13 protein-coding genes are annotated in these 16,606 nt (G+C 64.9%); 6 read left to right on the plus strand and 7 right to left on the minus strand.

The genetic code is table 11. From position 1 onward, the window contains the following. Positions 1-63: 63 nt before the first annotated feature. Positions 64-2,103 (minus strand): methyl-accepting chemotaxis protein, encoded by a 2,040-nt coding sequence (locus BJA_RS01640; RefSeq protein WP_063921594.1) that lies wholly within the window; start codon positions 2,101-2,103, stop codon positions 64-66. A gap of 283 nt (positions 2,104-2,386) precedes the next feature. On the opposite strand from BJA_RS01640, the gene BJA_RS01645 reads away from it, so the two are divergent. Both BJA_RS01645 and BJA_RS01650 read left to right on the plus strand, forming a co-directional pair. Then, positions 2,387-3,553, plus strand: a complete 1,167-nt coding sequence (locus tag BJA_RS01645) for an FIST N-terminal domain-containing protein (RefSeq protein WP_011083160.1) — start codon at positions 2,387-2,389, stop codon at positions 3,551-3,553. Further along, entirely contained in the window at positions 3,550-4,908 is a 1,359-nt protein-coding gene (locus tag BJA_RS01650) for a hybrid sensor histidine kinase/response regulator (RefSeq protein ID WP_011083161.1), read from the plus strand. The genes BJA_RS01645 and BJA_RS01650 overlap by 4 nt, the downstream gene beginning before the upstream one ends. A gap of 183 nt (positions 4,909-5,091) precedes the next feature. On the opposite strand, the gene BJA_RS01655 is transcribed toward BJA_RS01650, so the two are convergent. The 6 genes from BJA_RS01655 to BJA_RS01675 form a co-directional block, all read right to left on the minus strand. Beyond that, positions 5,092-5,787 (minus strand): response regulator, encoded by a 696-nt coding sequence (locus BJA_RS01655; RefSeq protein ID WP_049832585.1) that lies wholly within the window; start codon positions 5,785-5,787, stop codon positions 5,092-5,094. Then, positions 5,787-5,915: a hypothetical protein gene (locus BJA_RS43535; RefSeq protein WP_271556299.1), complete on the minus strand. Its 129-nt coding sequence runs from the start codon at positions 5,913-5,915 to the stop codon at positions 5,787-5,789. Before BJA_RS43535 ends, BJA_RS01655 begins: the two co-directional genes overlap by 1 nt. Next, positions 5,912-6,595 (minus strand): response regulator transcription factor, encoded by a 684-nt coding sequence (locus tag BJA_RS01660; protein ID WP_011083163.1) that lies wholly within the window; start codon positions 6,593-6,595, stop codon positions 5,912-5,914. The genes BJA_RS43535 and BJA_RS01660 overlap by 4 nt, the downstream gene beginning before the upstream one ends. Positions 6,596-6,733: 138 nt before the next feature. Continuing rightward, the gene (locus BJA_RS01665) at positions 6,734-7,906 is read right to left on the minus strand and encodes a c-type cytochrome (RefSeq protein WP_038967450.1); all 1,173 of its coding nucleotides are present in this window, start codon (positions 7,904-7,906) and stop codon (positions 6,734-6,736) included. A gap of 131 nt (positions 7,907-8,037) precedes the next feature. Beyond that, positions 8,038-9,753: a PQQ-dependent methanol/ethanol family dehydrogenase gene (locus BJA_RS01670; protein WP_038967449.1), complete on the minus strand. Its 1,716-nt coding sequence runs from the start codon at positions 9,751-9,753 to the stop codon at positions 8,038-8,040. Positions 9,754-10,159: 406 nt separating this feature from the next. Continuing rightward, positions 10,160-10,609 carry an SRPBCC family protein gene (locus BJA_RS01675; RefSeq protein ID WP_028175650.1) on the minus strand — a complete coding sequence of 150 codons (450 nt, stop codon included), beginning with the start codon at positions 10,607-10,609 and terminating at the stop codon, positions 10,160-10,162. Positions 10,610-11,201: 592 nt separating this feature from the next. Between BJA_RS01675 and BJA_RS01680 the strand changes: the two genes are divergently transcribed. From BJA_RS01680 to BJA_RS01695, 4 genes are all read left to right on the plus strand, one after another. Further along, positions 11,202-11,687, plus strand: a complete 486-nt coding sequence (locus BJA_RS01680; RefSeq protein ID WP_028175651.1) for a (2Fe-2S)-binding protein — start codon at positions 11,202-11,204, stop codon at positions 11,685-11,687. Between the two features lie 84 nt (positions 11,688-11,771). Then, on the plus strand, positions 11,772-14,114 hold the full coding sequence (locus BJA_RS01685) for a xanthine dehydrogenase family protein molybdopterin-binding subunit (protein ID WP_011083168.1): 2,343 nt from the start codon (positions 11,772-11,774) through the stop codon (positions 14,112-14,114). A gap of 139 nt (positions 14,115-14,253) precedes the next feature. After that, complete coding sequence (locus tag BJA_RS01690) at positions 14,254-15,054, plus strand: FAD binding domain-containing protein (protein WP_011083169.1); 801 nt, start codon at positions 14,254-14,256, stop codon at positions 15,052-15,054. A gap of 205 nt (positions 15,055-15,259) precedes the next feature. Then, a complete protein-coding gene (locus BJA_RS01695) occupies positions 15,260-16,372 on the plus strand; it encodes a CaiB/BaiF CoA transferase family protein (protein ID WP_038967455.1) in 1,113 nt (370 codons plus the stop codon). Positions 16,373-16,606: the final 234 nt, after the last annotated feature.

A 16,606-nucleotide genomic window follows, 5' to 3' on the forward strand; every position in this document is an offset into this window, starting at 1 on the left:
CTCGGGGTAATGGGTCCTGGCTTTCGCCAGGACGACGGTGGAGAGAGGGGAGAAGTCCGAGCCTTACGCCGCCCGGATATTTGCCATGAAGCGGTCGAGCTCGGCGCGAAGACGCGTGCTTTCGGATGACAGCGTCTTGGCCGAATTCAACACCTCCTCCGAAGCCGAGCCGGTCTCGGCGGCGCCGCGGTTGACCTGGCCAATGTCGGTGGCGGCGGCGTGGGTGCCCTGGGCGACCGTCTGGACACTGCGCGCGATCTCTTGCGTCGCGGCGCCCTGCTGCTCGACCGCGCTCGCGATCGACGTCGAGATCGACGAGATCTGGCCGATGGTGGCGCCGATCTCCTTGATCGCGGCAACCGACTCGGCTGTGGCGCCCTGCATGCCCGTGATGTGGGAGGAAATCTCGTCGGTTGCTTTCGCCGTCTGGCTGGCCAGCGACTTCACTTCGCTCGCGACCACCGCAAAGCCGCGGCCGGCTTCACCGGCGCGCGCCGCCTCGATGGTCGCATTGAGCGCCAGCAGGTTGGTCTGCTCGGCGATCGCGGTGATGAGCTTGACGACCTCGCCGATCTGCTGGGCGGCATGCGAGAGCTTGCCGATGCGGCCGTCGGTCTCCTTGGCCTGCACCACCGCAGCTTCCGCAATGCGGCTGGAATCGCGCACCTGGCGGCCGATCTCCTCGACCGAGGCCGAGAGCTCTTCCGTCGCGGTGGCGACCGACTGCATGTTGCTGGAGGCCTGCTCCGAGACGCCGGCGACCTGGCTCGACAGGCTCTGCGTGGTCTCGGCGGTGCGGGTCAGCGTGGACGCGGCCGATTCGAGCTGCACGGCCGAAGCCGAGACGTTGGAGACGATGGCGCCGACGGCGCTCTCGAAGTCGTCGGCAAAGCGGATCAGCTCGGAGCGGCGGGCGGTGGCCAGTTCCTTGTTCTGGGCTTCGCTGGCAGCGGCATCGCGCTCGGCCTTGGCGACGGCCTGAACCTTGAACTCCTCGACCGCGCCGGCCATCTCGCCGATCTCGTCCTTGCGGCCGAGGCCCGGCAGCACGACGTCGAAATTGCCCGAGGCGAGTTCGCGCATCGCCTTGCACATCGCGATCATCGGACGCGAGATGCCGGTGCCGAGCAGGAAGGCGAGGATCGCACCTAACAGCGTGCCGCCGACGGCCAGCATCAGCACCAGTTGCTCGGTCTGCCCGATGGTCGCTTCCGATTCCGTATCCAGCCGCTGCTGCTCGGCGACGAGGTCCGCCTTCATTGCGGTCGCGCCTTGCAGGATCGCACCAGCCGAGCCGCTCATCTCGGTCACGAGCTCATCGACCATCTTGGCGTTGGCGATCAGCTTCTCCAGCGCGTCGCGATAGGCCGCGAGCAGCACCTTCGCATCCTTCAAGCCGGCGACGATCTTGTCGTCCATGGAATAGACCGCGCCCAGCGAGTTCTCGACGAACTTCAGTCGCGCCAGCGCGCTTGTCGCCACCGCCTGGTCGGAGTTGAGGATGAAATTGCTCGCGGCCGAACTCGCAGTCTGGAACTGGGCATTGACCTGCTTGGTGCCGAACTCGATCGCCTGCGCTTCTGCGTCGGAGGCGTTGTTGCCGATATCGTCGAGCTTGTACTTCAGGAGGTTGGCATTGCGCTGGAGCTGGTTCTGGACCAGCAGGGCGCTGTCGCGCTTGGCCTGCAGGATCTTTGCAAACGTCGCGGAGAAGTTCGAGAACTCCTTGGCGAGCTTGTTGAGACTCTCCTGCCGCGCCGGCCGCTTGGCGCCCTTGATCGCCTGGTCGATAGCGTTCTTCAGGCTGGCCTCGGCTTCCAGCGCCGCCTTGGCGTCATCTTCCTTGCCGGTGACGACGAAGTAGCGGGCGGACGAACGATAGGCGAGCAGCTCGCGGTCGATGTTGCGGGCGAGGTCGGCCTCCGAAACGCTGGTGCGGTAGGACCCGACCCCGGAGGAGACCCGCTCGAAGCCGAAATAGGCGAAAGCCATGCTGCCGGCGGAGATCACCAGCACTGCGGCAAAGCCCAGGATGATTTTGGCGCGGAACCTGAGGGTCGGAAATATGGTGCGCTTAGACGGCGACGCGATACGCCCGGACATTCCCACCCCCAACCTTATGTTCTTGCAACGATCACGCGGCCCGGAAGCAGCCCTTTCCGAACGCGTGCGGAAAATTAAGGCAGAAACGTCAAGGGGTGGTAAATCCGTCCGGCCTGCACCCCGGGTGGAGAGAGTTTCCGGCCCCTCGCGCGCGACCAGCCTTACCAACCCGTGGGGCGCCGTGTTGCGGCTAACCGGAAAACGCCTTATTCTTTGAAGACTTGTCGGGCACTTATCAGGCACTTGGCGTTAGACCAGGCTGGTCCTCGAGGGGAGAAACGGAGTGGGGCAAACCGATTTTCGGTTTGGCGGTGCGTCTGGCGTTGCCGTTGCCAAATCGAAGGCTGCGAGCGTCGATGAAGCCGTGGCCGAGCTCGCCGCCCAGCTCCCATCCGACGAGCTGGCGCTGATCCTGGTCTTCCTCTCGCCCAGCTACGACCCTCATCACTTCATCGCCGAGATCACCCGGCAATTCGACGAGACTCAGGTCTGCGGTTGCACGACCGCGGGCGAGCTCGCCCCTGACGGCTGGGACGAGAACAGCGTCGTGGCGCTGGCGTTCAGCCGTGCCGACTTCTCCGCCGCGGTGCGGCCCATTCTCAACCTCGACAGCTTCCGCGTCGAGGACGGCCGCAGGATCGGCGGCGAGCTCCGGCACGAGCTGTTGCGGATCACCCCGCAAGTCGATCGCGGCAATCCCTTCGGCCTGGTGTTGATCGACGGCCTGTGCCGCCGCGAGGAGGCGGTGATGTCCGCGATCTATGCCTCGCTCGACGACATCCCGGTCGTCGGCGGGTCCGCAGGCGACGGGATGCGCTTCGAGAAGACCTGGGTGTTCTGCGACGGCAAGGCACACACCAACGCCGCCCTCCTGATCCTGTTGAACACCTCCCTGCCGTTCCGGGCTTTCAAGTGCGACAATTTCGAGCCGAGCCCGCAGAAGATGGTGGTCACCGAAGCCGACATCGAAAATCGAACGGTCAGGGAGCTGAACGCGGAGCCCGCGGCCGAGGAATATTCGCGCATGGTCGGGATCCTGGACGCCAAGCTCGATCCGTTCTCCTTCGCGTCCCACCCCGTGCTGGTGCGCGTCGGCGGCGCCTATTACGCGCGGTCGATCCAGCGCGTCGAGCCGGACGGATCCTTACATTTCTTCTGCGCCATCGACGAGGGCATGGTGCTGACGGCGGCGACGTCGCGCAGCCTGGTCGGCTCGACCCGCGACACCTTCGCCGAGATCCGGGACCAGATCGGAGACGTCTCGCTCTATATCGGCTTCGAGTGCCTGCTTCGCCGGCTCGACGCCGAGCAGCATCAGCTCGCCCGCGACATGTCCGACCTGTACCGGCAGAACCGGGTCGTCGGTTTTCATACCTATGGCGAGCAGTTCGGCTCCATGCATGTGAACCAGACCTTCACCGGCGTTGCGATCGGAAGGCGCCCGTCGTGACGGACATATTGCAGGGCCCTGATGCGGTCGACCAGCTGCGGCGCGAGGCGGTGAAGCTGAAGAAGATCAATGCCGCGCTGATGTCGCGCGTCGAACGCTCGATGGACCAGCAGCTCAACGCCTTTTCATTGTTCGAAACCGCCATTGCGCTCGACCACAAGGTTCGCGACCGGACTCATCAGCTGCGCGAGGCGCTGCATTCGGTCGAGCGCGCCAATGAAGGGCTCTACCGCGCCAAGCAGCAGGCCGAAGCCGCAAGCTCGCTGAAATCATCGGTGCTGATCTCGGTGACCCACGACCTGTTGCAGCCGCTGAACGCGGCGCGCCTGACGCTGTCGGCGCTGACCGAGATGATGGAATCGCAGGAGGCGGGCCTGCTGATCGACCAGGCCGACCGCTCGCTGCTGATGCTGGAGGATTTGCTGCGGTCGCTGCTGGAGATCGCAAAGCTCGACGCCGGCGCGCTCAAGCCCGACGTGCGCGCGATTGCGCTGGCGCCCCTGTTCGAACAGCTCCGCAACGAATTCGAGCCGGTCGCGGCGCGGCAGGGTCTTTCCCTGCGCATCCGCACCTCGCCGCGCGCCGTGAGGTCGGATGCGATGATGCTGCGGCGGATCCTGCAGAACCTGCTTGCCAATGCCATCCGCTATACCCGCAACGGCGGCGTCGTCATGGGATGCCGGCTGAGGGGCGACCACATCTGCATCCAGGTCTCCGACACCGGGCCTGGGATTGCACAGGCGCAGCAGCAGGCAATCTTCCGCGAATTCCAGCGCGGCGAGGCGACCGCGACCGACCAGGCCGGCTTCGGGCTCGGCCTCTCCATCGTCCGCCGTTTCGCAACCGTGCTCGGGCACGAGGTGCGGCTGTCGTCGCAGGTCGGCCGGGGATCGACCTTCACCCTGGAGCTGGAGCCCGCCGACCTCGCCGAGGTCAGCGACGAGGTGCACGAGGTCAAGCTCGCCGAGCGGCGCTATAGCGGGCTCGAAGGCGCCAAGATCCTGCTGATCGAGAACGACCCGAACGGCTCGGAGGCGATGGCCGCGCTGCTGGAAGGATGGGGCTGCGACGTCGCGACCACGCGCTCGGCCGCGGATGCGCTGCTGCGCCTCAGCGAGCTCGGCGGCGCACCCGATGCCGTGATCGCCGACCTCCATCTCGATCACGGCGAGAGCGGCTTGTCGGCCATCGCCGACGTCCGCCAGCATCTGAAGCTCGACACGCCGGCCATGATCATCACGGCCGACTACTCCGAAAAGGCCGCGAAGGACGCGAGCCGCCACGGCCTCGAAGTGCTGAAGAAGCCGATCAAGCCCGCCGAGATGCGGGCGCTGCTGTCGTTCCTGCTGAGCTAGCCCGCGCGGATGGCCTTCGCCCCCCGCCTGCGGGGCAAGCGCGCATGGCTCCCAACAAAAATGGCGAAAACAACCCCATGCACAGTAGCGGTAATATCTTACATCCATTCAAGGCAATGATTTACAATCGAAATCAGAAACAGAGCGCTCTCAATCTGGAGGGCAAACCAGGCGCGGATCGCCTCACTGCTGGTCCGGCCGTGGTCGCTCGCGCTCGGCCGCGGTGCCCCCGCCTGCCAGCGTCGCGAAATCGATCCTGGACATTTCGACGATGGCCTTGGTGCGGCTGATCACGTTGAGCTTGCGCAGGATGTCGGAGACGTGGACCTTCACCGTGGTCTCCGAGATCTTGAGCTCAAAGGCGATCTGCTTGTTTTGCAGGCCGCGCTTGAGCATTTCGAGCACGCGCAATTGCTGCGGCGTCAGCTCGTGCAGGCGCTTCAGGAGATCCTGCGCGGGGCCGGCCGCGCGCTGCGGGCGGACCTGCCCGCGATACGCGGCGGGAACACAGACCGCGCCGCGCAGCACCTCGCCGATCGATTGCGCCAGATCCTGCTTGGACGACGATTTGAGGATGTAGCCGGACACGCCGAGCGACAATGCGCCGGAGATGATCTGCCGATCCTGATATCCGGATACGATGACGACGGGAATTTTGGGGAACGCCTTGCGGATGCGGATGATGCCCGAAAGACCCGTGGTGCCCGGCATCGACAGATCGAGCAGGATCAGGTCGAGCTCGGTGGTCGCCGCCACCTGCTCCAGCGCGCCGTCGATCGAGGTCGCCTGAAGAATATCGGCCGCGGGCGCCACCATCCGGAGCGCGCCCTCGAGCGCCTCGCGAAACAGCGGATGGTCCTCGACGATCAGAAATCGCATCACGTATGAGCCATTCTGAAGACCTTGCCCAAGATGCCGCCGGGGCCGACGTTGAATTGCACATGCTGAGAATGGCTCAGCAGGGCGGCGCCGGCTTGATCCAGGTCAAGGACGACAGCGCGCGTCATTGCGGCCTGCCACGATCGACCCGTGCATGAGGCCGGCTGCGCGGATCGGGCAGCTCCATCTTGCCGATCTCGATGATCGCCTTGTTGCGGCTGAACAGGCCGAGCTTGCGCAGGATCTCGGTGATATGCGCCTTCACCGTGGATTCGGCGAGCTGAAGCTCCTGGGCGATCTGCCGGTTCGGATAGCCGCGACGCAGGAGGTCGAGCACGCGAAGCTGCTGCGGCGTGAGCTCGCGCAGCTTGACCTCGAGCGCCTTGCTGGCATCGGCCCGCCGCCGCGGCGTCGCCACGAAATCCTTCGGCACCGACACCGATCCGCTCAGCACACCCTCGATCGATTGCGCCAGCTCACGCTTCGACGTCGACTTGGGCAGATAGCCGGCGGCGCCCAGCGCCAACGCCTCGCGGACGACGTGCTGATCCTCCTCGCTCGACACGATAGCGACGGGCAGGCGCGGATAGGCCTCGCGCAAGCGCAGGAAGCCGGAGAAGCCGGTCGCATCCGGCAGCGAGAGGTCGAGCAGCGCGAGGTCGATGCCCTCCCCGGCCGACAGGATATGCAGGGCATCCCCGATCGACATCGCTTCGAAGATCCGCGCCTCCGGCAAGGCCAGCCGCACCGCATTGCCGAGCGCCTCGCGAAACAGCGGATGATCGTCGATGATCAGGAAGCTGGTCATGGGGCCTTCCCAACACTGCACCGCACCCGCATCGACCGCAGCAGCGGAAGCGGCACATCCATGCGATAGCCGTCCGGCGCCGGGATGATGCCGGACGGACGCTACCACATCCTCCCGATCGCGTTCGGTCAAGATCGTTCAGTCGTTCGATTCGGACTGGACCGTCAGCAGGAAGGAAAAGATGTGGTCGAACTGCTCGTCGGTGAAGACCTCTTTCCAGGCCGGCATGCCCTTGGTCGGCCGTCCCTCATGCACGGTCGTCCAGAACTTCTCGCGCATCTCGTCGCCGTAGCGGTGACGCAGCAGCCGCAGGTCGATCTTCCGCTCGCTCTGGATCGCGTCGGGGCCGTGGCAGTGCGCACAGGTTCCGTTGAAGATCTCCTTGCCCGAGCCGACGGCCTCGGCGGCCGGCGCGGCCGCGTCCCCCTTGGTCTCGGTCGCCACCACATTGGCGGTCTGCGTCACGCCGGGTCCGGTCCCGGTCGTCGTTCCCGCCGGCATCGCCTGGGTCGCACCGAAGCGCGCCGGCTGGCCGGTCGGCAGGCCATATTTCACCGCGAGCGCGCCGATCGTGCCCTGAAGCTGCGGCAGGACGGCATCGACGCGATCACGCAGCTCGGTGGACGTCTTCGCAAAGCCGATCGCCGCATCCCATGACAGGCCCTCACCCTCGGTGAGCTGGATCTGATAGCGATCGCCGTAGCTGGTCTTGTTCAGCCAGCCGGCGACCGGCCCCCAGATGAAGGCGACGTCGGCCTTGCCCTGATCGAGCGCCTGCATGCCTTGCTCGGGCGACAGCACCGTCACCTTCTGGATGTCGTCGCGGCTCGCGAGCAGATTCTGCGGCGTGCTGGCGAACTGCACGGCAACGCGCTTGCCCTTGAGGCCGTCGATGCCATCGAGCGCCTGCCCCTTGGCGGCCACGAGGGCATAGCCCTGCTTCGCGAACGCGTTGGAGAAGATCACGGCCGGTCCCATGAAATCCTCGGACCGCGGCAGCCCGATCATGGCGTCGCATTGCTTGCCGAGCAGGGTGACGCGCACGGTGCGCTTGCCGAAATAGGATTTGTACCAGTCATAGGCGATCGGCCGGCCGAGCGCCTGCGCCAGGGCCTGCCCGATCTCGACATAGAAGCCCGGTTGCGACGGACTATCGCTCGAGAATGGAAGATTGGTCGGATCGGCGCAGAGGCGGAGCGGCTGCGCCTCGTCTGCGCGCAGCGAGACCGGAACGATCAGCGCGGCACATGTGAGCAGGCCTGCGATGGCGCGATTTCGGCTCGCACCGATGCCAGAATGATTCGGACGCATCCTCGTCTCCCATAGCTTTGTTGAGCCGGAGCTCGTTGAGCCAAGCGCAGCGGCACCAGGCATCGGCCGATGCCGCAACCAAAGTCTGGAAAAAGCGCGCGCGTATCCCGCGGGGATACGCGCGCGAGTGGTCACTGGACGGAGAACACGAAGAGCGAACCGCCCTCGGGAGCTGCGGCCGTCATCTTCTTTCCTACCTCGCCCAGGAACGCAGGCAGCGCAGCCGTGCGGCCGACGACGATGGCGACATATTGCTTGCCGTCGACCTGGTAGGTCACCGGACCTGCGCCGATGCCGGAGCCGAGATTCCTGCTCCACAACACCTTGCCGGACTTCGCATCGATGGCGCGGAAATCGCCATGGATGTTGCCGGCAAACACGAGGCCACCGCCGGTGGTCAGCGTGCCGCCGTTGAACGGCAGGTCTTCCTTGATCGACCAGACCTTCTTCTGCGCGACCGGATCCCAGGCCACGAGCTCGCCGAGGAAACCGCCGGGGCCTTCCTTGGTCGGGAATTCGGCGCCGAGATAGAACACACCGCGCTTGTAGGCGACGTCGGAGACCGACCAGTCCATGCAGACATTGTTGGACGGGATGTAGACGAGGCCGGTCTGCGGGTTGAACGACATCGGCTGCCAGTTCTTGCCGCCGATCAGGTTCGGGCAGATGTCCTTGGCGGGATGGTTCGGCCCGGGACGCTTGTCGGGATCCTCGACCGCGCGCATCGTGGCGATGTCCCACTTCTTGGCCCAGTTGGAGAACACGTATTTCTCCGCCGAAAGCACCTTGCCGGTCTCGCGATTGGCGACGAAGAAGTAGCCGTTGCGATCCGCCTTCATCAGCGCCGGCACGGTGCTGCCGCCGATCTTCAGATCCGCGAGCACGGCTTCGTTGACGCCGTCATAGTCCCAGGCATCGGCCGGCGTGGTCTGGATGTGCCACTTGATCTTGCCGGTGTTGGGATCGAACGCCACCGTCGAGGCGGTGTAGAGGTTGGTCAGCTTGCCGAAATTGCCGTCGCCGGTCGAGCGTACCGCCGTGTTCCAGGGACCGGGATTGCTGGTACCCCAATAGACCGTGTCGGTCTTCGGATCGTAGGAGCCGACCAGCCAGGCCGCACCGCCGCCATGCTGGGCGGAGTCGCCCTTCCAGGTGTCGCCGCCGGGCTCATCCGGCGACGGAACGGTGTAGGTCTGCCACAGCTGCTTGCCGGTGTTGATGTCGAAGGCCTGGAGCGAGCCGCGCACGCCGTACTCGCCGCCGCCGAAACCGGTGATGACCTTGTCGCGCACGACGAGCGGCGGCGAGGTGATGACCGAACCCTGCTTGTAATCGACCACCTTCGCCGTCCAGAGCGCCTTGCCGGTCGCGGCATCGAGCGCCGTCAGCTTGCCGTCGAGGCGGCCGACGAAGATCTTGCCGTCGGCATAGGAGACGCCGCGATTGTTCACGTCGCAGCAGGCGTATTGCAGCACGTCCTCGGGAATATCGGGTTCGTAGGTCCATTTGCGCACGCCGGTGGCGGCATCGAGCGCGTAGACGTATTTCGGGCCCCAGGAGCTCGAAACGTAGAGCGTGTTACCGACGACGATCGGCGAGGATTCGTTCGAACGGAGCGAGGCGAGCGAGAACGAATAAGCGAGCGTCAGCTTGCCGGCGTTCTCGGTGTTGATCTGCTTCAGCGGGCTGAAGCGCGTGTTGCCGTAGTCGTGGCCGGCAACGGCCCACTGGCTCGAGTCGGATTGCGCCTTGAGCAGGGAGTCGTTGGCGCGAACGCCCGACGTAGCGGTAGCCAGCATCGCAACCATCGAGATGCCAGCCAAGAAGCCCTTCGTTCCAAAGGTCATGTATTCCCTCCACGATGTTGTTGTGCACGCCATGTTAGGCGCCTGAGCGCGCCGCGCCCGTGATGCGCAGTTCGTCTGCGAGCCATCGTTCGAAATTACAGCATCGCCTTGTCGCGCTTAGTATAGGCGGAAGGTAGTAGTGCAAATCATTGGCGGCTTTTGCCGCTCATCTCGTTGTCCGGGCTTGCGTCTTGCCCTTATTTTACAGCTCGAAAAGCGCCATCGGATTTGGGCAGCATCGCGCCGTAATCCGCTTCGTCCGCCCAATCAGCGCAGTAGGTTGGGCAAAGCAAAGCGTGCCCACCTCTTCTCTCGCAATCGTGGATTGGTTAAGTGGTGGGCACGGCGCAAGAGCGCCTTTGCCCACCCTACAAGTTCGCGTCAGGCGCCGAGGACGACGCGCTGATCACGATGATGGCGCTACCACAGCCGCGAAGCTTTCGAAGAAATTCGCGGCAAGCTTTCGCGACGTCGAGTCGATCAGCCGCGAGCCGAGCTGTGCGAGCTTGCCGCCGATCTGCGCGTCGGCCTCGTAGTGCAGGACGGTGACGCCAGGCGATTCTTCTTCCAGCCTGACCTTCGCGCCGCCCTTGGCAAAGCCGGCGACGCCGCCGGCGCCTTCGCCGACGATGCGGTAGCCGTTGGGCGCATCGATATCGGTCAGCGTCACCTTGCCGCTGAACGTCGCCTTCACCGGGCCGACCTTCAGCACCACGGTCGCAATCATCTCCGTCGGCGATGCCATCTCGAGCGATTGGCAGCCGGGAATGCAGCGCCTGAGAATATCGGGATCGTTGAGCGCGGCCCACACATTGGCTTTCGACGCTGGGATACGCTGACTGTCGTTCATCTGCATCGCTTCCACCCCTTTTGACCGTTGCTTGTATGGCACGACTAGGGCGGCGCCCGGCTGCGATCAATCGCCAGGAAGTACTAGGGGTGCTTTTTCTGGCGTCTCATTCACTCAATCCACTCTGCGGCCCGATGGATTCCGGGCTCCCTCGCTCCGCTCGGGCCCCGGAGTGACGGAATGGACTGTCCGGCGAGGAACGCCAAGGTCAACATCAATAGAATCAATGAGTTAGCCTGCCGCCGTCTACTACCAAGATCGCGATTACAACGGCGTGGGCGCGTGCTCCTATTCGCAACAACGAACACGACATCAAAGGGAGAAACGACGCGCCAAGGGCGCCGACATCCAGGGCCAGCGCCTCGCGCCGGCGGCTGAACCCAGCCGCCATCGACGAAGCGGAGATCGTTTTCGAAAGCTCCCTGCAAGGTCGCGCCACGCACTGGCGGCGGCACGGAACATCGTGGCCGAATCGCTGACCTGCGACAACCGCCATGATGACCTTTCCATGACGCGCAGTCCCCAAAATCCCAGTTGCAAAGTTCCGTTCGCGCTGTCTCTAATTGGAATAACTACAAACATTCGGGAGGACTTCACCGTGTCTACAGTCAAACTGACAGTGAACGGCAAGGCCGTTGCTGTCGACGTCGAGGATCGCACGCTGCTGGTCCATCTCCTGCGCGATCACCTCAACCTCACCGGCACCCATGTCGGCTGCGACACCAGCCAGTGCGGTGCCTGCGTCGTGCACATGGACGGCCGCGCGGTGAAATCCTGCACCATGCTGGCGGGACAGGCCGACGGCGCCAGCGTCACCACCATCGAAGGCATCGCCAAGGGCGACGAGCTGCATCCGATGCAGGCCGCCTTCCGCGACAATCACGGCCTGCAGTGCGGCTATTGCACGCCGGGCATGATCATGTCGGCGATCGACATCGTGCACCGCCATGGTGGCGAGCTCGACGAGGCCACCGTCCGCCAGGAGCTCGAAGGCAATATCTGCCGCTGCACCGGCTACCACAACATCGTCAAGGCCGTGCTGGATGCAGCCGGACGCATGAAGGTTGCGCAGGCGGCCGAGTAAGGCCGCCCGCCTCGAACAAAGACCACCACTTGCTGCTTTCGATGGAAAGCGCAGTCAAAATAATTCCGGTCGGGAGGACCAGACATGGGTGTTGAAGGCATCGGCGCGCGAGTCGTGCGCAAGGAAGACAAGCGTTTCATTACCGGCAAGGGCCGCTACGTCGACGACATCAAATTGGTGGGCATGACCCATGCCCATTTCATCAGAAGCCCGCACGCGCACGCCAAGGTCAAGAAGATCGACTCTTCCGCCGCGCTGAAGATGCCGGGCGTGGTCGCGGTGCTCACGGGGCAGCAGATCGTCGACGACAAGGTCGGCAACCTGATTTGCGGCTGGGCCATCACCTCCAAGGACGGCAGCCCGATGAAGATGGGCGCATGGCCGGCGATGGCGCCGGAGACGGTGCGCTTCGTCGGTCAGGCCGTCGCGGTCGTGATCGCCGACAGCAAGAACCTGGCGCGCGACGCGGCGGAAGCTGTCGTCGTCGATTACGAGGAACTTCCCGCGGTCGCCGACGTCCACGCCGCGATCAAGGCCGGCGCGCCGCAGCTTCATCCCGAGGCTCCCGGCAACCAGGTCTATGACTGGGTGATCGGCGACGAGGGCGCCACCGATGCGGCCTTCGCCAAGGCCGCCAATGTCGTGAAGCTCGACGTCACCAACAACCGCCTCGCGCCGAACGCGATGGAGCCGCGCGCGGCGATCGCCGATTACGACGCCGCGGAGGAGCATTTCACGCTCTACACGACGTCGCAGAACCCGCACGTCGCCCGCCTCGTGCTGTCGGCGTTCTACAACATCGCGCCCGAACACAAGCTGCGGGTGATCGCGCCCGACGTCGGCGGCGGCTTCGGCTCCAAGATCTTCATCTATCCGGAGGAGATGGTGGCGCTGTGGGCCTCGAAGAAGGTCGGCCGTCCCGTGAAATGGACCGGCGACCGCACCGAGGCCTTCCTCACCGACGCGCATGGCCGCGACCATGTGACCCATGCCGAGATGGCGTTCGATGCCAGCAACAAGATCACCGGCCTCAAGGTGAAGACCTACGCCAATTTCGGCGCCTACATGTCGCTGTTCTCCTCGTCGGTACCGACCTATCTCTACGCGACGCTGCTGTCGGGCCAGTACAACATCCCGGCGATCCATGCCGAGGTGATCGGGGTCTACACCAACACCACGCCGGTCGACGCCTATCGTGGCGCGGGCCGCCCCGAGGCGAGCTATTTGATCGAACGGCTGATGGAGACGGCGGCGCGGCAGTTGAAGGTCGATCCGGCCGCGCTGCGCCGGACCAACTTCATCACCCAGTTCCCGCACCAGACGCCCGTGATCATGGCCTATGACACCGGCGACTTTAACGCTTCGCTCGACGCCGCGATGAAGGCGATCGACTATGCCGGCTTCGCCGCGCGCAAGGCCAAGGCCAAGGCGGACGGCAAGCTGCGCGGCATCGGCGTGTCCTGCTACATCGAGGCCTGCGGCATCGCGCCGTCGAAGGCCGTCGGCAGCCTGGGGGCGGGCGTCGGCCTTTGGGAATCCGCCGAGGTGCGCGTCAACCCGGTCGGCACCATCGAGATCCTCACGGGCTCGCACAGCCACGGCCAGGGTCACGAGACGACGTTCTGCCAACTCGTCGCGGAGCGCCTGGGGGTTCCCATCAGCCAGGTCTCGATCGTTCATGGCGACACCGACAAGGTGCAGTTCGGCATGGGCACCTACGGCTCGCGCTCGGCGGCCGTCGGCCTCACCGCGATCCTGAAGGCCATGGAGAAGATGGAGTCCAAGGCCAAGAAGATCGCCGCGCACGCATTGGAAGCGTCGGAAGCCGACATCGTCATCGAGAACGGCGAGTTCAAGGTGACGGGCACCGACAAGGCGATCGCCTTCCCGATGGTCGCGCTCGCGGCCTACACCGCGCACAATCTGCCTGACGGGATGGAGCCCGGCCTGAAAGAAAGCGCCTTCTACGATCCGACCAACTTCACCTTCCCGGCCGGTACCTATATCTGCGAGCTTGAGGTCGATCCCGGCACCGGCAAGACCTCCTTCGTCAACTTCGTCGCGGCCGACGATTTCGGCCGGCTGATCAACCCGATGATCGTCGAGGGCCAGGTCCATGGCGGCTTGGTTCAAGGCATCGGACAGGCGCTGCTCGAGCACGCGATCTACGACGCCAACGGCCAGCCGGTCACGGCCTCGTTCATGGACTATGCCATGCCGCGCGCCGACGATGTGCCCTCGTTCAACCTCTCCCACACCACGACGCTGTGCCCGGGCAATCCGCTCGGCATCAAGGGTTGCGGTGAGGCCGGCGCGATCGGGGCGTCAGCGGCCGTGATCAACGCGATCACGGATGCGATCGGCAAGAACAATCTGGAAATGCCCGCAACCCCTGACCGGGTGTGGCGCACGATCCACGCGGCTTAACCGCCTCATCATCGTCATTCCGGGGCGACGCGAAGCGTCGAACCCGGAATCTGGAGCCACGAATTCAACCTCGAGATTCCGGGTCTGCGCCTGCGGCGCATCCCGGAATGACAGAGAAAAGATTTCAGGAGCAACCAAGATGTACCAGACAACCTATCATCGCGCCTCCTCGGTCGACGAAGCCGCCAGCCTGTTCGGCAAGAGCAGCGAGGCGAAATTCCTGTCCGGCGGCCAGACGCTGCTGCCGGTGATGAAGCAGCGCCTCGCCAGCCCGTCCGACGTGATCGACCTCGGCAAGATCAAGGACATGATCGGCATCGAGGCCGCCGGCGACACGCTGACCATCAAGGCCGCCACGCCGCATTACGACGTGGCGACCAGCGATGCCGCGAAGAAGGCGATCCCCGCGCTCGCCTATCTCGCGTCGCTGATCGGCGACCCCGCCGTGCGCTACCGCGGCACGATCGGCGGCTCGCTCGCCAACAACGACCCTGCCGCGGATTATCCGGCCGCGACGCTGGCGCTCGGTGCCACCGTGAAGACCAACAAGCGTTCGATCTCGGCGGAGGATTTCTTCAAGGGCCTGTTTACGACGGCGCTCGAGGACGGCGAGATCATCACCGCCGTGTCGTTCCCGGTTCCGGGGAAAGCGGGCTACGCGAAATTCCCGCATCCGGCCTCGCGCTTTGCGCTGACCGGCGTGTTCGTCGCGCAGACGAAGTCGGGCGATGTCCGCGTTGCCGCCACGGGCGCCTCGCAGAGCGGCGTGGTGCGCATTCCCGCCATCGAAGCCGCGCTCAAGGCCAACTGGTCGCCGTCGGCGATCGACAGCGTGACTATTTCGGCGAGCGGACTTCTGTCCGACATCCACGGCACGTCGGAGTATCGTGCGAACCTCATCAAGGTGATGGCGCAGCGTGCGGTGGCCGCCGCAGGCTGACGATCCCGCTCTAGCGACTGAACGCAAATTTTCCGCGGCGCGCAGAAATGCGCGCCGCTTTTATTATGCGCCCATGCATGAAAACCGCTTGCCTCGCTGGCGGGAAGGCGAGAAAAGTTAATCAGCCGATTAACTCGCCCCCAAGAGCAACGTGAGGCGTTTGCCGGACCACCGGCACTTGCCCGCGACCCGAGGAAACAACAACGTGCTCGACAAATCAGCCCCCACCTCGTCCGTCCGCGCCTCCGGCCCGCTCTCGGGCTTCCGCATCGTCGAATTCGCCGGCATCGGGCCCGGCCCGTTCGCCTGCATGATGCTGGCCGACATGGGCGCCGACGTCGTCACGCTCGACCGGGTCGGCGCCAAGAAGAGCATGAAGTCGGTGGCGGGCCGCGGCCGCAAGGTGATCGAGCTCGACCTCAAGGACAAGGCGGCGATCGCACAGGTGCTCGACCTGCTTGCGAGCGCCGATGCGCTGGTCGAAGGTTTTCGTCCCGGCGTGATGGAGCGGCTCGGACTGGGCCCCGAAATGGTGCTCGCGCGCAACCCAAAGCTCGTCTACGGCCGCATGACCGGCTGGGGCCAGGAAGGCCCGCTCGCGAATGCCGCCGGCCACGACATCAACTACATCTCCATCACCGGCGCGCTCGCCGCGATCGGCCCGAAGGAGGCGCCGGTGCCGCCGCTCAACCTGGTCGGCGATTTCGGCGGCGGTGCGCTCTACCTCGTCGTCGGCGTGCTCGCGGCCCTGCTCGAAGCATCGAGGTCCGGCAAGGGCCAGGTGGTCGATGCCGCGATGTGCGACGGCGCGGCATCGCTGATGTCGTTCTTCTTCGACATGACCACGATCGGCCGCTGGACCGAAGGGCGCAACCAGAACTTCCTCGACGGCGGCGCGCATTTCTACGGCGTCTACGAATGCGCCTGCGGCCATTTCGTCTCGATCGGCTCGATCGAGCCGCAGTTCTACGCGCTGCTGCGCCAGCACGCGGGCCTGACCGACGCCGATTTCGACGCGCAGATGGACCGCAAGGCCTGGCCGGCGCTGAAGGAAAAGCTGAAAGCCGTGTTCAAGAGCAAGACGCGCGAGGACTGGTGCAAGATCATGGAAGGCACCGACATCTGCTTCGCGCCGGTGCTGACCATGTCGGAGGCCACGCAACATCCGCACATGGTCGCCCGACAGGTGTTCGTCGAGCGCCACGGCGTGAAACAACCTGCGCCCGCACCAAGGTTCTCACGGACGCCATCAGCGGTGCGCGAGCCGGAGGGCGCGGAGATCGCGGCGGTGACGAAGGCGTGGCAGGCGGCGAAATAATCTCCGCCGTCGCAACACGCTCCGCTGTCGTCCCGGACAAGCGCAGCTCTCGACAACGCGTAGCGTTGCCTAGAGCGGAGCGCTGATCCGGGATCCATAACCACAGGCCGTTGTGGTTACGGGACTCGGAGTTACCGCTTTCGCGCCGCAACTCCTCCCTGCGGCTATGGGTCCCGGATCGGCGCTTGCGCTTGTCCGGGACGACACCTGTTATGAGGCGGCAAATGCAGGCAA

This window comes from Bradyrhizobium diazoefficiens USDA 110, from assembly GCF_000011365.1.
Taxonomy (GTDB): domain Bacteria; phylum Pseudomonadota; class Alphaproteobacteria; order Rhizobiales; family Xanthobacteraceae; genus Bradyrhizobium; species Bradyrhizobium diazoefficiens.

Bases quoted from the DNA above. Each gene is read 5' to 3' on its own strand.
- BJA_RS01675 (WP_028175650.1), bottom strand. From the start codon at position 10,609: ATGCAGATGAACGACAGTCAGCGTATCCCAGCGTCGAAAGCCAATGTG.
- BJA_RS43535 (WP_271556299.1), bottom strand. From the start codon at position 5,915: ATGACGCGCGCTGTCGTCCTTGACCTGGATCAAGCCGGCGCCGCCCTG.
- BJA_RS01670 (WP_038967449.1), bottom strand. From the start codon at position 9,753: ATGACCTTTGGAACGAAGGGCTTCTTGGCTGGCATCTCGATGGTTGCG.
- BJA_RS01685 (WP_011083168.1), top strand. From the start codon at position 11,772: ATGGGTGTTGAAGGCATCGGCGCGCGAGTCGTGCGCAAGGAAGACAAG.
- BJA_RS01690 (WP_011083169.1), top strand. From the start codon at position 14,254: ATGTACCAGACAACCTATCATCGCGCCTCCTCGGTCGACGAAGCCGCC.
- BJA_RS01660 (WP_011083163.1), bottom strand. From the start codon at position 6,595: ATGACCAGCTTCCTGATCATCGACGATCATCCGCTGTTTCGCGAGGCG.
- BJA_RS01655 (WP_049832585.1), bottom strand. From the start codon at position 5,787: ATGCGATTTCTGATCGTCGAGGACCATCCGCTGTTTCGCGAGGCGCTC.
- BJA_RS01640 (WP_063921594.1), bottom strand. From the start codon at position 2,103: ATGTCCGGGCGTATCGCGTCGCCGTCTAAGCGCACCATATTTCCGACC.
- BJA_RS01665 (WP_038967450.1), bottom strand. From the start codon at position 7,906: ATGCGTCCGAATCATTCTGGCATCGGTGCGAGCCGAAATCGCGCCATC.